Below are 15,075 nucleotides of genomic sequence, written 5' to 3'. Positions count from 1 at the left end.
CGGCAGCCCCTTACTCGGTTCCGGTCGTGAACGACCGTGTGGCCGCCGTCCCGGGCGGGACAAGGGGGGCTTCCGCGGCGCGCTCGGTCTTGGACCAGCCGGTGCGGAGGGTGAGGATGCGCCACACGGCCCGCCAGCAGGCGATGAAGCCGACGTAGATCCAGAGCAGTTGGGCGTGGGCGTACGCGACGGCCTTCCAGACCGGCAGATCGTCGGTGCGCCGCCAGTACACCAGGCCCCAGACCAGAAAACCGCCGAAGGACAGCGCATACCAACCCGGACCGCTCAGGCCGCGCATCCACGGGGGGCCGCCCGCGAGGGAGAACAGCCCGGAGCCCTGCCCCTGCACGATACGAAGAAGCAGGTACTGCTGAACGACGGACCAGGGCAAGGTGATCAGGTAAGGGATGAGCAGATACGCGGTGAGTTCCGCCCGGGCCCCGAACCCGATGCCGGAGCCGCACCACAGCTCGGGCAGGCGCCTGATGGCGCTCATGTGGCCCTGGTACCAGCGGGTGCGCTGGCGCAGCAGGCGGCGGGGGTCGGTCAGACCCTGCTGTGAGACGTAGGCCCCGGTGGTGGAGGTGACCGTCCAGCCGTGCGCGGCCAGGCTGAGCCCCAGCTCCAGGTCCTCCGTCAGGGAGTCCGACCACGGCAGCTCCCCCACCTCGTCCAGTGCGGACAGTCGGGTGAACTGACCGTTGCCGCCCATGCTCACCGAGCCTGTGGCGGTCCGGCCGAACTGGCTGATCGCGCTGAGACCCCAGAACTCGAGGTCCTGGAACCGCAGGGCCACATGACCGCGGCCACGAATGCGCACCGCCAGCTGCGCACCACCGACCTCCGGCACCGAGAACAGCTCGGTCACACGGGCGACCGCTCCCGGCGTCATCCGGCCGTCGGCGTCCAGCACGCACACCAGCACCCGGCCGGGGTCCAGCCCCTCGTCCTCGACATGACGGCGTACGGAGCGCAGACCGGCGTTGAGCGCCGCCCCCTTTCCGCGCCGGGCGTCAGGCAGCGCCCTGTGCACGACGGTGACCCGGCCGGCACCCGCGGCTTGGGCCAGGTCTGCCGTGGCGTCGTCGCTGCCGTCGTCGATGACGATCACCCGGACGCCGGGCTGCAGGTCCAGCAGACAGCGCACGGTGTTGGCGATGACCCGCTCCTCGTTCAGACACGGGACCAGCACGAAGACGCTCCAGCCGGCGGGCAGCGCGATGGGGGGACCGTTCCTCAACCGCAGTTGGCCGCGCAGTGACCCGTCTGCGCGACGGGCGAACAGGAGACCGATGGCGACCAGCGGCCCGGTGTAGACCAGCGTGATGGCGGCGACGACGAGTGCGGCGGTCCGCACGATGCTGTCCGGAGAGGTCACAGAGCGCCCTTCTGTCACGGACCGGCCGTTCAGCGCTTGTTCCGCGGCCCTGACACGGGATCAATCGCTTCCGCCACCCGCCGCCGACCGCCCCAAGCGCACACCCATAGTAGTAGCGCGAGCACGTGTCGTGATCGGCAGGCCCGGGGGGAGGGCACCTGGCGGGTGCCCCCACCCCCGGGCGTCGGTGACCGGACGGGTCAGACCGTCGCGGGGTGCGGTCGCGGCTCCGGGGCCAGGGTGAGGCGGCCGGTGCGGTGGAGGCCGAGGACCGCCAGCGCGCAGGCCCCGCCCGTGGCGGCGAGGACGGCCCAGGGCAGTGCCGGGGCTCCGGCGTTGCGGGCCGCGTCCAGCGTCACACCGGTGAGGAGATTGCCGAGGGTGATGCCGATGCCGCTGATGGTGTTGTAGAGGCCGTAGTGCGTGGCCACGTACCGGTTCCCCGCCAGCGCGACGATCGTGTCCATCTCGAACGGGTAGGCCAGCATGGTGCCGAGGGCGATGAACAGGGCCGAGACCAGCGGTGGCCCGACGGCCAGGGCCCAGCGCGCCGGTCCCTGGCCGGGCACCGTCAACGCCGTGGCGGCCAGGAGCGGCAGGAAGGCGACGGCAAGGCACCCGAGGCCGGCGACCATGGACAACCCCGGGCCCAGCCTTCTCTTGCACCATGTGGTGAGCCGGGTCTGGCAGAAGATCGTGGCCAGGCCGGAGGCGGCGAACAGCAACCCGACGCCCATGGTGTTGACGTGTCCGTCCCCGGCGACGCGCTTCACCTCCAGCGGCAGGGCGAGGTAGACCTGGAAGGACAGCGCGTAGGAGCCGATCATGGCGAGGGAGAAGAGCAGGAACGGCCGGTTGGTCACGACGGTCCGCCACTGGGAGAGGACCGTCACCGCCGACCTGTCCGGGTCGGGCGGTGCGGTACGGGCGGGCAGGGCACGGATCTGCACGACCGACAGCACCGCGAAGACCCCCGCGGCCACCACGCACGTCAGCCGGAAGCTCACGCCGGTCAGCGCGATGCCGACCAGCGGTCCGAGGAGTATCCCGGCCTGGTAGAAGACATTGAAGAGGGCGAACGCCTCCACCCGGCGCTCACCCGCGTCCTGGGCCAGATACGCCCGGACCGCCGGGTTGAACAGGGCACCGGCCAGACCGGTGGCCGCGGACGCGGCCAGCAGCGCGGGAAGGGAATCGACGAGCCCGAGCACGGCGAAACCGACGATCCGCAGCATCAGCCCGGCGATGATCACCGGCTTGTAGCCGAGCCGGTCGGCGAGAGTGCCGCCGAAGAGGAACATCCCCTGCTGGCTGAAGTTCCGCACCCCGAGGATCAATCCGACGAGCCACGCGGCCAGGCCGAGATTGCCCGCGAGGTGCTGGGCCAGATAGGGCATCAGCATGTAGAAGCCGAGGTTGATGGTGAATTGATTCACCATCAGGAGCTGGACGCTGCGCTCGAAGGAGCGCACCTGGGTGATCATGGCTTTCACCGGTTGCGCTCCCGGGCCTCGGGGGCTGCCTGCGGGGTGCTCCCCCCGGTGCCGTCCGACGGGTCCGCCGGCGTGGCCGACGGGGGCCGCGCGGGCAGGGTGAGCGGGTCGACCACCTTCACGCACCGCGTCCAGCGCCTGACTTCCTTCTCGTCAGGGCTGCCCACGACGTCCGGCTCGACCGCCGGCCGGGCGTCCAGCAGCCCGTGGGCCGCGCAGTAGTCGTCGTCGTAGACCGTCCCGAGGTAGCGCTGCGGGCCGTCCGGGAAGACGGCGGCGATCCGGGTGTCCGCGGGCAGGGTGCGGGCCAGCCACCCGGCGACGAGCGCGACGGCGCCCACGCTCCATCCGCCGGTCGCGTAGTGCGAGGCGGCGAGTTCCCGGCAGGTCCATACGGCCTCCGCGGGAGCGACCCAGTGCACCTCGCTGAAGTGGTCGTAGGCGACGTTGCGGGGGTAGATGCTCGACCCGAGGCCGCGCATCAGCCGGGTGCGGGCGGGCTGGCCGAAGATGGTCGACCCGATGGTGTCGACACCGACGAGGCTCAGTCCGGGGTAGAGCTGCCGCAGGACCCGTGACACACCGGCGGAGTGCCCGCCGGTGCCCACACTGCACACCAGGACGTCGATGTGGCCGATCCCGGCGGCCAGTTCCAGGGCGAGCGGTGTGTACGCGGCCACATTGTCGGGGTTGTTGTACTGGTCCGGGCACCAGGATCCGGGGTGCCGGTCCATCAGCTGCGCCACGCGATCCCTGCGGGCCTGCTGCCAGCCGCCGGTGGGGTGGGGTTCGGAGACGACGTTGACCTGGGCTCCGTAGGCGGTGAGCAGCCGGGTCATGGACCGTTCCAGGCCCGGGTCGGTGACGAGGACGACGGGGTGGCCGTAGACCATGCCGGCGAGGGCCAGTCCCAGCCCCAGCGTGCCGCTCGTGGATTCGATGATCACGCCGCCGGGGCGCAGGTCACCGCGGGCGCGGGCGCGCTCGACCATGTGCAGGGCGGGGCGGTCCTTGATCCCGCCGGGATTGAAGCCCTCCAGCTTCGCCCAGAATCCGCGTCCGGCCGGGGCGAGCGGTTCGGAGACCCGCAGGAGCGGGGTGTTGCCGACCAACCCGGACACGCCCTGGACGGGCGGGTGGAAGGCTGTCGTGGGGGCGTGCCCGGGGGGTTCGGGGGCGGGGGAAGGTGCCTTGGAGATCTGAGGAGGCGTCATGGTTTCGCTCTCGTGTGGGATGCGGGCCGGCACGGTGTTCGCGTAGGGCCGAGGTGGTGGCACCCGGCCGTGACCGGGTGGGCCTACGTCCTCCACCGGCAGAGGCGGATGAGTGCCTCCCGTCCCGTCCCTCTCCCCTCACGCTCTCCGTGCGGCGGGCGCCTTGCCGCGACCGCGGGCAGGGGGACGGCCGCGGAACCGATGACGTCGAGGGCCAGGGGCACCGGCTCCGGTAACCCACGTGGAATCCGCCCGGAACGGTCCGTGGTGGCCGGGCCATGGCAGACCGACCCGTGGTGGTGGGACGACACGGGCTGCGCGGGCGGGGTGCCTTGCGCACTGCTGCCCGCGTCCACCGTCCACGGGGGCTGGGGCGAGCCGCCGCCGTAGGCGGCGGACCCACAGCCGAAGAGGGTGATCAGCAGGACCGCCGCAAGGCCGAGAACGGGAAGCCACAGCGGTGGGCGGGGCGGCGGGACGGGATGGCGAAGGGCGTAAAAAGGTGGGGGGTTGTACGTCACCAGTGCTCCGTTTGGCAGCCGGCACGGCAACCGGAACCGCGCACGCAGCGCATCAAGGGCGTGCGGCGGTCGGGCGTCGGCGGACGAGCGGCGGGGAAGGTCCTGGGGAGCGCCGCTCACCTGCGGGAAGGCGGCGTGCGCCACGGTCCTGCGGGCATCGCGAACGGCCCTGTGGGCGGCCTCCTCGTACAGCGCGGCCGAGCACGCCGGAAGGGAGGCCGGTTCGTCGCGGTGCGGGGCCTAAATGATCAGAATCGTGGAATCGACCGACGGCGGGTGTGCCGACGCGGCGTCGGCCGCTGAGACGACGGCCGGGAGGAGGGGAGGCACGGGCACCACGACCGAGCGGGTGGCACACGGGATCGGCAGCGGTGCGATCTGCTGGGGCTGGCCGGACAGACAGTCCTCCACCCCGTGGCCCGCGGCGCCGTGGGGAGCGGGCCGCTGCCGGTGGGCGCCGATACCGGCGGCCGTGGCACCGGCAGCGGGAAGCCGTTCCGCTTGCGCCGTGTGACCGGTGGCCACCACGCCGGACAACATGGCGGTGACCGCGTGACCGCCGGCCCCCTCGGTGCTCACACCGTGGCTGTACAACAGGCCCAGCAGAAGCGTCGCCAGCAACAACAGGCGCCGCGGACGTGCGCCCACAGGGCGAGTCCGCGGCAGACCGAAGGCGCGCCGGACCGTGACCATTGCCGTCATCGTAGCGACCCGGGGCGCTCCGCATAAGGGTCGGCGGCAGCGGTTCGGAAATCGGCCGACAGGCGTATTACGCAGGGACGTTGCAGTTTTCGGCAACGGCGCCCGGGTGGCTTCCGGGCCCCTCCGGTGGCCAGGACGATCACCGGCGGGGGAACGCCGTCACGCCACCGGCCCGCACCCGCTCGTATATCGTGCGCCGAGGCCGGAGTCGGCTCCCGGCCCGGACGGTGGCTGCCCTCGAGGAGTGAGCGTGATGAGTGAGTCGAGGGACCCCGCGGGCACGGGTGAGTTGAGGCGGCGGCTGGGCGTGTTCGACGCCGTGGTGGTCGGGCTGGGAGCGATGATCGGTGCGGGAATCTTCGCCGCGCTCGCGCCCGCCGCCGCGGCGGCCGGTTCGTGGCTGCTGCCGGGCCTGGCGGTCGCGGCCGTGGTCGCGTACTGCAATGCCACGTCGTCGGCCCGGCTGGCTGCTCGTTACCCGCGGTCCGGCGGGACCTATGTGTACGGGCGCGAGCGGCTCGGTGACTTCTGGGGGTATCTCGCCGGGTGGGGTTTCGTGGTCGGGAAGACGGCCTCCTGCGCGGCGATGGCCCTCACCGTCGGCGCCTATGCCTGGCCCGGTCAGGCGCACGCGGTGGCGGTCGCCGCCGTGGTGGTGTTGACCGCCGTGAACTACACCGGTGTGCAGAAGTCGGCCTGGCTGACCCGGGGGATCGTCGCCGTCGTCCTGGCGGTGCTCGTCGCGGTCGTCATCGCGTGCCTGACCGGGGGCACCGCGCGGGCCGCACGCCTGGGCATCGGCGCGGACGCCGGATTCGAGGGCGTACTGCAGGCCGCCGGGCTGCTGTTCTTCGCCTTCGCCGGGTACGCGCGCGTCGCCACGCTCGGCGAGGAGGTCCGTGACCCGCGGCGCACCATCCCCCGCGCGATCCCGCTCGCGCTCGGCGTGACCCTGGTGGTGTACGCGGCCGTCGCCGTCGCCGTGCTGGCGGTGCTGGGGCCCGTCGGACTCGCCCGCACGGCCTCGCCCCTGGCCGACGCCGTGCGCGCCGCCGGTGTGCCCGGCCTGGTCCCGGTCGTGCGGGCCGGGGCGGCGGTCGCGGCGCTGGGATCGCTGCTCGCGCTGATCCTCGGGGTCTCGCGCACCACGTTGGCCATGGCCCGTGACCGGCATCTGCCGCACGCGCTGGCCGCCGTGCATCCGCGCTTCGGGGTCCCGCACCGCGCGGAGCTGGCGGTCGGCGCGGTGGTCGCCGTCCTCGCCGCCACCACCGACGTGCGGGACGTGATCGGCTTCTCCTCGTTCGGGGTGCTCGTCTACTACACGATCGCCAATGCCTCCGCGTGGACCCTGACTCCGGACGAAGGCCGCCCGCCCAGGGCCGTCCCCGTGCTGGGCGCGCTCGGCTGCCTGGCCCTGGCCTTCGCCCTGCCGTCCGCTTCGGTCGTCTCCGGGGTCGTCGTCCTCGCGGTCGGCGCCGCCGCCTACGGTCTGCGCAAGGCGGCTGCCCGCGCCTGATCCTCCCGGTCGGTCACAGCCCTTCCTCCTCGCGGGCCTGCCACGGACACGTCGCACCGAACGGAGCATGCGCCGCACCGCGCTCACCCGTACGCCGGGCGGGACACGGGAATACCGGTCGCGTGGGCGGGTACCCGGCCCCGCGGCGGCAACTATGAAGGGACGCCATGGCAGGAAGCGGAACACACGGCACAGAGCCGCGCCCGGCGGGAAGGCTCGCCGGGCCCGGCGTGTCCGTACCCGGCGAACCGCCTGTGCCCTTCCGACACCGCCACTTCGAGCAGACATTCGAGTCGCTCGCGCCCGGATATGGCTGAGCGACCGGACCCCGATGGGCGCCCGCACCGGCTCGGCTCCCATCACGACAAGAGGGAGCACTTCCATGCGTATATCCCGGACAGGTCCCGCACGCCGGTGGCTGCGGTGGCGTGACCGGCCCGCCCTGCGCATCCCCCCGGGTGCGGACGACGTGGAGAACGCCAGCCGCAGGTTCCTCATGTACGGAGTGCTGCCGTTGTGGTTCGTACCCGCCGTGGCGGACTGGGTGATGCACCGGCGCACACGGATCGAGGAGACCAGCGGCGTACGCGAGTCCGCGGTGCACGCGCTGATGATGACCGAGGCCGGCATCCCGGTCGTGGCGGGCCTGGTCGCGAAAATCAACCCGCTGGTGCTGTCCTTGATGGGCGGCGCGGCCGTCGCGCACGGCGCGACCGCGCTGTGGGACGTCACGATCGCCACGCACGACCGGGAAGTGCGCCCGGTGGAGCAGCACATCCACAGCTTCCTGGAGGTGCTCCCGCTGTCGGCGGCGGCCTTCACCGCCTGCCTGCACTGGGACAAGGTGCGAGCAGGCCTGCGGAACGGCAAGGAGGCCGCCGCGGACGACTGGCGGCTCGTCCCCAAGGAGCAGCCGCTTCCCGCCGCGTATCTCGCGTCGATCGGTGCGGCCGTGGGCCTCTTCATCGTCCTGCCGTACGCGGAGGAGATGCTGCGCTGCGTGCGGGCCCGGCGGGGGCGGATCGTCCATGCCGCGTAAGCCGCGCATGAAGCCGGTCGTCTGGCACCCGCCGCGGCCTTCCCGCCCGCAGGCCCGGACGGGAAGGCCGACGATGCCGCCCTTGCGGCTGCTCCCGCTCGACGGGGCCGGTCCCGAGCACCTCGCGCTGGAGGGGTCCGGGAATCTGCTGACCGGTGTGGCCGACGGCCGCATCCTGCGGGTGGGGACAGCCACCGGGCGGGTGACGGAGGTGGCCCGCACCCGCGGCCGGCCGCTGGGAATGCATCACCTTCCGGACGGCCGTCTTCTGGTCTGCGACGCCTACCAGGGACTCTTACGGGTCGACCCGGCGACCGGCGCGGTGGAGAGCCTTCTGACCGCGGCGGCCGGAGAGCCGCTGAACCTGTGCAGCAACGTCACCGTCACCCGGGACGGCACCGTCTTCGTGAGCGACTCCAGTCGGCGGTTCCCCCTGCACCACTGGAAGGGCGACATCCTCGAGCACTCCGGCACCGGCCGCGTCATCCGCTGGGTGCCGGGGAGCGCCGCGGAGGTCGTCGTGGACGGGCTGCAGTTCGCCAACGGTCTCTGTCTGGCTCCCGACGAGTCCTTCCTGGTCATCTCCGAGTCGGGGGCCTACCGGCTGCTGCGGCTGTGGCTCACCGGCGGCCGGGCGGGTACCACGGACGTCTTCGCCGACCGTCTGCCGGGCTTTCCCGACAACCTGACGACCAGTCGTGACGGCCTCGTCTGGGCGGCCCTGGCCGGCCCCCGCGACGCTCTTCTCGACACCCTGCACCGCCACCACCCCGCGCTGCGCAAGGCACTGTGGGCCTTGCCGGGCGCGCTGCTGCCCGGTCCCCGGCGCACCACACACGTACAGGGCCGTGATGACCGGGGCCGGCTGGTGCACGACCTGCGGCGCCGGGCCGACAACTACCACCTGACCACCAGCGCCCTGGAACACGCCGGGACGTTGTACCTGGGCAGCCTCGTGCGGCGCGCGATCGCCGCGGTACCCCTGCCCCCGCCCCGGGCGGGCCGGGAGACGGGGCCGGAGAACCGTCAGGCGTGAACGGCTTTCCGCGGGGCACACGTTCGTTTGGAGGTGGATGACATGGTTCCCTTGCTACTGGTTCTGCTGCTCGCCCTCATTCTCTTCGGTGCCGGTTTCGCACTGAAGATCCTGTGGTGGGTCGCCGTCGTCGTGCTCGTGATCTGGCTCCTCGGCTTCCTCATGCGCTCCACTGGCGCGGGTGGCAGCCGCGGCCGCTGGTACCGATGGTGACCTGACCCCGTCGTAGCACGTCGTGGGCCGGTGCGGATCCCCAGGGATCCGCACCGGCCCACACGCTTCTGCGCCGCCCCTGCGGGTACGCGACTCAGCACCGGGGGCAGGCATGCGGCCGCGCTGGGAACCCGCGCACCTCCAGCCCTTGCCTGTTCCCGGCCCGGACAGGCAAGGGCCGGGGGGTGCGGGCGCCCCGGGCGGTCACGGCGTGCCGGTCGCTACGCCTGCGACGCCACCGCCGGCGTCCAGGCGGGAGATGCGCCGCTGCGCGGTGAACGCGGCGGCCAGGTAGCGCGGGTCGGGGAGCAAGGCGTATTCCCGCAGGCACGCCTCGGTGAACTTGATGACGTGTTCGTCGCCGTGTTCGGCGGCGCGGGCGCCCAGCTCGGCCATCGGGGGCAGGTCCGGGGCCTCCGACCGCCAGGCCGCCGTGCCCTCGCCGCGCCGGTCGGTGGTGAAGGCCAGCAGGAACGCCGCGTGGACCTGCCACAGCCGGGCCACCGTCGGCTCGTACAGCTCCGGCGGCAGGTGCGGGAGGACGAGGCGTACGGCGGCCGGCGCGGTGACGCCGTGGATCAGCGGGACCGGATACACCTCGGGGTGGCCGAGATAGACGTCGGCGAACTGGACCGTCATCTCGCTCAGCAGCCGGGGTGCCTGCTCGGGAGCCAGCCACGCCAGCGACTCGGTGTAGCCGGGCACGTCGGTAAGGGTGTCCAGGCGCCCGCGTGCCGTGCCCGGGCCCATCGGGCCGTCCGGTGCCACGCGGGGCAGTGCGGCGACCGCGGCGGGCAGCGTGTGGGGGCCGGCCAGTCGCGGGTGGCCGGGGAGCTCCGTGTAGCGGGCGGCCCAGTACGCCAAGCCCCTTGCGAGCTCCCGCAGTTGGAGTGGCGTCGGCTTGTCGCCGGCCGCGTACAGACCGCGTACCGCGTGGGCGGTGCGGATGAGGCCGTGGGTCAGGCCGGCGAACAGGCCCGGGATCAGGCGGGGCCACCAGCGGACGAGGACCTCCCGCCAGTGCGCCTCGGCCAGTTCCCGGACGAAGAGCAGCTCCCAGTCCCCGGCCCGGCCGAAGGCGCCCAGCGCGGAACGCCAGGAGGACTCGTCCGTGGGGTCCAGGGCGAAGCGCGCGGCGGGCGGCTCGTGATGCTCCATCGCGTCCCGGTAGCGCCGCACCCAGCGGGCGACCTCGTCCTCCTGCCCGAGCAGCGCGAGCGCCTCGGCGCCCATCGGGCCGTGGTTGGCGAGGTCGACGCCTTGCCCGCGCTCGTACCCGAGATCGTCCAACCGCTCCAAAGCATCGTTGACCGCGTCGATGTAGCCGACCGAGGACACAGAACCCCACCCTTCGAGCATTCGAACAGTTTGGATTCCCAAACCATCTAGACTCGCAGTATGCCGCACACCGACGAGGCCGGGAAGGCCCCCCGGAGGCCGACCCGCGAGGAGATCGCGGTCGTCGGCCTCGTACCACTGCTGGAACCGTTCTTCCGCGGTCCGGTAGTACGGGCGCTCATGCCGGCGCAGCTGCGCGACGCGATGGAGACGCACGGGCTGACGCCACGTCACGGCGCCGTACTGCCGCAGCTGCTGGCCGGGGAGCCGCTGTCCGTCAGTGAGATCGCCCGTCGGCTCCACGTGTCGCTGCCCACCGCCAGCGAACTGGTCGGCGGCCTGAGCCGGGCGGGCATCGTGGAACGCACCGAGGATCCGGCGAACCGCCGCCGCATCCTGGTATCGCTCGCCGAGGACTTCCGCGCGCCGCTCGAAGACTTCGTCGCCCGCCGCGGCGAGCCGTTGCTGCGCGCCTTGGACGGCTTGTCACCGAGCGAACGCGCGGGCTTCCTGGCGGGCCTTTCCGCCTGGGTCCACGAGGTGCAGAGCTAGGTGGTGCCGTCGCGGCGACGGCCCCGGTAGGCGAACCAGGGCATGAAGTACTGGGTGATGGGGCCGACCGCGAGTGCGTACAGCGCGGTGCCGGCTCCCACGCCCCCACCGAGCAGCCCGCCCACGGCGAGCACGGTGATCTCCATCAACGTGCGGACCAGTCGGAGGGAACGCCCGGTCGCGGCGGATGTGCCCGTCATCAGCCCGTCCCGGGGCCCGGGGCCGAGACGTGCGCCGACGTAGACCGCGACGGACAGTCCGTTGAGGAGGACGCCGCCGGCGAGCAGAGCGATCCGGGCGGGAAGCCCGAGGTGTGGGGGGACGAGCAGAAGACCGAGGTCGGAGGAGCACGCCAGGACGACGATGTTGGCGACGGTGCCGAACGTCGGCCGCTGCTTCAGAGGGATCCACAACAGCAGCACGAGAACACCCAGGACGGCGCTGATCGTGCCGAAACTCAGGGTGGTGTGCCTCGCCAGCCCCTCGTACAGGACGCTCCAGGGGTTGGCACCCAGCGAGGCCCGGACCATGAGCGAGAGGCTGAATCCGTACAGGGCGAGGCCGATGAACAGTTGGGGCAGGCGCCGCAGCGGACGCTCACCGAGGGAGACGTAGGTGAGCGGCGGCGGAGGCGGGCTCGTTCGGGGACCGGGCGGTATCGCGACGCGATCCCCCCGGCCGCAGCGGAGTTCGCGCTCGGAGCGGTCCGTGATGTCCTGCCGCATGCCTGGTTGCCTCCACCGTCCGCTGTGCGCCTGCAAGGCCATTGGGGCAACTCTGTACAGTGATTGGCCCAGATCACATGGCCAATCCCGGGAGAATGGCATGGCTGATACGAATCCGTTCCCGCGCACGGACCGGGCGGGCCGCACGGACCGGACCCTCGGGAGCCGGCAGCTCGCGGCGATGCTGCCCGACCCGGCGGGGGCGAGGCCCGCCTACCGGCATCTGGCGCAGGCCATCAGCGCCCTGATCCTGGACGGGCGCGTCGCGTTGCACGTCAGACTCCCCGCCGAACGGGAACTGGCGGCCGCCCTCGACACCAGCAGGACCACCGTCACCGCCGTGTACGACCTGCTGCGGGCGAGCGGTTACGCGCACAGCCGCCAGGGTTCCGGCACCTGGACGGCCCTGCCCGAGGGCCGCGCCCCCAACGGCGTCACCCGGCTCCTCGGCCCCCGGGACACCGCGATCGACCTGGCCAGGGCCGCCCCCGGCCTGCCGGAACAGACGCTCGTCGACGCCCTCGCCCGAATCACCCCTCAACTGGCCGAGCACGCGCACACTCCCGGCTACCACCCCTACGGTCTGCCGGAACTGCGCGCCGCCATCGCCGAGCGCTTCACCCGGCGGGGCCTGACCACCGTGCCGGAACAGATCCTGGTGACCTCCGGCGCCCAGCACGCGCTCACGCTCGTCCTGGGGCTGCTCTGCCGCCCCGGCGACCGGGTCATGGTCGAGAATCCGACCTACCCGAACGCGCTGGAGGCCATGCGCCGGGCCCGGCTGCGCACCGTGTCGGTCCCCGTGACCGACACCGGCTGGGATGTCGAGATCATCGAATCCACCCTGCGCCAAGTGGTGCCCCAACTGGCCTACCTGATCCCCGACTTCCACAATCCGACGGGCTGCCTCATGCCCGACAGCGAGCGTGCCCGCGTCCTGCGCGCCGCGAGCCGCGCCGGCACCTGGCTGGTCATCGACGAGACCCTGGCCGACCTCGCCCTCGACGCTCCCGCCCCGCAGCCCTTCGCCTCCCACCCCACGCCCGGCGGAACCGGCCAGGTCATCACCATAGGATCGATGAGCAAGACCCACTGGGGCGGTCTGCGCATCGGCTGGCTCCGCGCGCCCGCGCGGCTCGTCACCGAGCTCGCCGGACAGCGCGTCGCCACCGACATGGGCGGCTCGGTCCTGGATCAGCTCCTGGCCCTCGCCCTGCTGCCCCGGGGCGGGGAGCTCCTGCCGACCCGACTGGAACAACTGCGCCGGCAGCGTGCCGCCCTCGCCGCGGCCCTGGCCGCACACATCCCGCAGTGGACCTGGCAACTGCCGCCCGGCGGCCTGTCACTGTGGGTGGACCTGGGTGAACCGGTCGCCTCGGCGCTGGCCGAGCGGGCGCTGGACAAGGGAGTCCGGATCGAAAGCGGTGCCTACTTCGCCACCGACCCGGGCATTTTCGAACAACGGCTCCGGATCCCCTACACGATGCCGCCGGACACACTGCGCGAGGCCGTGCACCGCATGGCCACCGTCCTCGCCGACGGCCTTCCGCCCTCGCCCACGACCCGACGACCGCACTGGGTCGTCTGAGGCCGCCGAATGTCAGTGGGACCGTGCATCATGACGCCATGGCTCAAACATCACCCTCCGCAGTTCCCGGCTCGCCCGCGACATCCCTGTCCGCCATCGCCCGCGAGCACCTCCCTTCCGACATGGCCGAGCGCTGGACCGCCCTGTTGCGACCGGGCGTGCGCCTGACCGCGGCGCGGGGCACGGATACCGTGGTGGGCCGGCTCGGCGGGCTCCCGGAGCTGCCGGGCGACGTGGAGTGGCCGGTGTGGGAGGGGCACGGGCCGCTGTCCTTCGTCGCCGCCGTCGACTGCGCCGCGCTGCCTTCCGATGTCCTGGACATCCCGCTGCCGACGGACGGCACGCTGTCGTTCTTCTACTTCGACGGACAGGTCGACGACGGCGATGCCCTCGTGCTGCCCGACGAACCGGAGAGCCGGGACGGCGCGCGCGTGCTGTACACCCCCGTCGGCATCGCCGCCCCGGAGCGCGTCGCGCCACCGGAGTTGGAGCCCTATCCCATGGTGCCGTTGACCGCCGTCGTGGAGGAGACCGCGCCGGACGCCTACCACCCCCTGATCGAGGAGACCTTCGCCCATACCGGCCACTGTGACCACCCCGTCTACGGGGACGACTTCCTCGAAGCGCTCCAGGAGGCGGGTGTCAGCGGTCCGGGGCATCGCATCGGCGGCCACGCCGACCCCGTCCAGGGCTCCGTCGAGGCCGAGGTCGCCCAGGGCGCCCTGGGGCCCGGGACACGCTGGGACGACCCGCGGCTGGCCCACGAGTCCCGCGCCTGGACCCTGTTGGCCCAGTTCGACAGCGACGGGGACGCCGACATGATGTGGGGCGACTGCGGCGCTCTCTACTGGCTCATACGCCCCGAGGACCTGGCTGAACGCCGCTTCGAAGCAGCCATGTTCACCTGGCAGTGCTGCTGAGCCCCACGAGTGAACCCGGAGACCAACGACCCCGCCTTCGCGACAACTTCGCCCCGGCGTTGGCCGAAAGCCACCTCGCGTGCAACTACGCCGCCGCCCGGGCCGTTCTCTCTATATGTATCTGTATTCAGATCATATTGGAGGTATCTCATGCGACGGCTGACAACAGCGGCCGCGGCCCTCGTGCTGGCGGGCGCGGGGCTCGCGGGCACGGCCGGGACGGCCGGCGCCACGACCGGTCAGGCCGGCAGGGCCACTGCGGCCACCGCCTGCTCGACCGCCTGGGGCAGCGGCGAGAAGACGGCCAGGGACTCGGGCTCCCAGCCGCTGAAGAACATCACGACCGGTCGGCACTCATGCTACGACCGCATGGTGTTCGACGTCAGCGGCGCGAAGGGCAAGCTCGGCTACCACGTCGGTTACGTCAAGGCGTTCCACCAGGACGGCTCCGGTGACCGGATCCCGGTCGGCGGCGGTGCCATCCTGCAGATTTACGTGAACGCTCCGAGCTACTCCCCGGCGACCGGCAAGCCGACCTATGCCGGGAGGGCCGGGCAGCCGCTGCCGGGTGTGAACATCTCCGGATACAAGACGTTCAAGGACACCCGGTTCGGGGCGAGCTTCGAGGGGCAGACCCAGGTGGGCCTGGGCGTCCGCGCCAAGCTTCCGTTCCGGGTGCTGCAGTCCGGCGACCGGCTGGTGGTGGACGTCGCGCACACCTGGTGACCCAGCGCGACCACCCGTACGTCCCCAGGGGCCGTCCGGCCGCACCCCGCGTGCGGCCCGGCGGCCCCTGCTGCTGCGGGCCCGCCCGCCCCCGCCAGGACGGCGGGGGCT

General features: G+C 72.4%; 14 protein-coding genes. 8 read left to right on the top strand and 6 right to left on the bottom strand.

The features are described from left to right. Window positions 1-10 precede the first annotated feature (10 nt). From JO379_RS32390 to JO379_RS32375, 4 genes are all read right to left on the bottom strand, one after another. Entirely contained in the window at window positions 11-1,378 is a 1,368-nt protein-coding gene (locus JO379_RS32390; RefSeq protein WP_209518303.1) for a glycosyltransferase family 2 protein, read from the bottom strand. Window positions 1,379-1,578: 200 nt separating this feature from the next. Continuing rightward, window positions 1,579-2,871, bottom strand: coding sequence for an MFS transporter (locus tag JO379_RS32385; RefSeq protein ID WP_209518301.1), 1,293 nt, complete (start codon window positions 2,869-2,871; stop codon window positions 1,579-1,581). After that, window positions 2,868-4,085 carry a PLP-dependent cysteine synthase family protein gene (locus JO379_RS32380; protein ID WP_245381611.1) on the bottom strand — a complete coding sequence of 406 codons (1,218 nt, stop codon included), beginning with the start codon at window positions 4,083-4,085 and terminating at the stop codon, window positions 2,868-2,870. The genes JO379_RS32385 and JO379_RS32380 overlap by 4 nt, the downstream gene beginning before the upstream one ends. Before the next feature lie 761 nt (window positions 4,086-4,846). Continuing rightward, window positions 4,847-5,185, bottom strand: a complete 339-nt coding sequence (locus JO379_RS32375) for a hypothetical protein (protein WP_130880571.1) — start codon at window positions 5,183-5,185, stop codon at window positions 4,847-4,849. 376 nt (window positions 5,186-5,561) lie between these two features. On the opposite strand from JO379_RS32375, the gene JO379_RS32370 reads away from it, so the two are divergent. From JO379_RS32370 to JO379_RS32355, 4 genes are all read left to right on the top strand, one after another. Then, window positions 5,562-6,827 (top strand): APC family permease, encoded by a 1,266-nt coding sequence (locus JO379_RS32370; RefSeq protein ID WP_209518299.1) that lies wholly within the window; start codon window positions 5,562-5,564, stop codon window positions 6,825-6,827. A gap of 382 nt (window positions 6,828-7,209) precedes the next feature. Beyond that, complete coding sequence (locus tag JO379_RS32365) at window positions 7,210-7,866, top strand: diguanylate cyclase (protein ID WP_130880569.1); 657 nt, start codon at window positions 7,210-7,212, stop codon at window positions 7,864-7,866. A gap of 73 nt (window positions 7,867-7,939) precedes the next feature. After that, the gene (locus JO379_RS32360) at window positions 7,940-8,902 is read left to right on the top strand and encodes an SMP-30/gluconolactonase/LRE family protein (RefSeq protein ID WP_209519018.1); all 963 of its coding nucleotides are present in this window, start codon (window positions 7,940-7,942) and stop codon (window positions 8,900-8,902) included. A gap of 42 nt (window positions 8,903-8,944) precedes the next feature. Next, window positions 8,945-9,115: a hydrophobic protein gene (locus JO379_RS32355; protein WP_130880568.1), complete on the top strand. Its 171-nt coding sequence runs from the start codon at window positions 8,945-8,947 to the stop codon at window positions 9,113-9,115. Between the two features lie 204 nt (window positions 9,116-9,319). Here JO379_RS32355 and JO379_RS32350 read toward each other — a convergent pair whose 3' ends face one another. Then, window positions 9,320-10,453 (bottom strand): questin oxidase family protein, encoded by a 1,134-nt coding sequence (locus JO379_RS32350; protein WP_130880567.1) that lies wholly within the window; start codon window positions 10,451-10,453, stop codon window positions 9,320-9,322. Between the two features lie 60 nt (window positions 10,454-10,513). Between JO379_RS32350 and JO379_RS32345 the strand changes: the two genes are divergently transcribed. Continuing rightward, window positions 10,514-11,005 (top strand): MarR family winged helix-turn-helix transcriptional regulator, encoded by a 492-nt coding sequence (locus JO379_RS32345; RefSeq protein WP_130880566.1) that lies wholly within the window; start codon window positions 10,514-10,516, stop codon window positions 11,003-11,005. Here JO379_RS32345 and yczE read toward each other — a convergent pair. Further along, the gene (yczE, locus tag JO379_RS32340; RefSeq protein WP_245381610.1) at window positions 11,002-11,730 is read right to left on the bottom strand and encodes a membrane protein YczE; all 729 of its coding nucleotides are present in this window, start codon (window positions 11,728-11,730) and stop codon (window positions 11,002-11,004) included. The genes JO379_RS32345 and yczE overlap by 4 nt on opposite strands. A gap of 100 nt (window positions 11,731-11,830) precedes the next feature. On the opposite strand from yczE, the gene yczR reads away from it, so the two are divergent. The 3 genes from yczR to JO379_RS32325 all read left to right on the top strand — a co-directional run bounded on the left by yczR (window position 11,831) and on the right by JO379_RS32325 (window position 14,964). Continuing rightward, the gene (gene yczR, locus JO379_RS32335; RefSeq protein ID WP_209518297.1) at window positions 11,831-13,318 is read left to right on the top strand and encodes a MocR-like transcription factor YczR; all 1,488 of its coding nucleotides are present in this window, start codon (window positions 11,831-11,833) and stop codon (window positions 13,316-13,318) included. A gap of 38 nt (window positions 13,319-13,356) precedes the next feature. Beyond that, on the top strand, window positions 13,357-14,238 hold the full coding sequence (locus JO379_RS32330) for a YwqG family protein (protein ID WP_130880564.1): 882 nt from the start codon (window positions 13,357-13,359) through the stop codon (window positions 14,236-14,238). A 150-nt stretch (window positions 14,239-14,388) separates the two neighbouring features. Further along, window positions 14,389-14,964, top strand: a complete 576-nt coding sequence (locus tag JO379_RS32325) for an AMIN-like domain-containing (lipo)protein (protein ID WP_209518295.1) — start codon at window positions 14,389-14,391, stop codon at window positions 14,962-14,964. Window positions 14,965-15,075 lie beyond the last annotated feature (111 nt).

Source organism: Streptomyces syringium, assembly GCF_017876625.1.
Classification (GTDB): domain Bacteria; phylum Actinomycetota; class Actinomycetes; order Streptomycetales; family Streptomycetaceae; genus Streptomyces; species Streptomyces syringius.
Note: the sequence above shows the minus strand (reverse complement) of the source record. Positions and strands in the feature narration are given on the sequence as shown.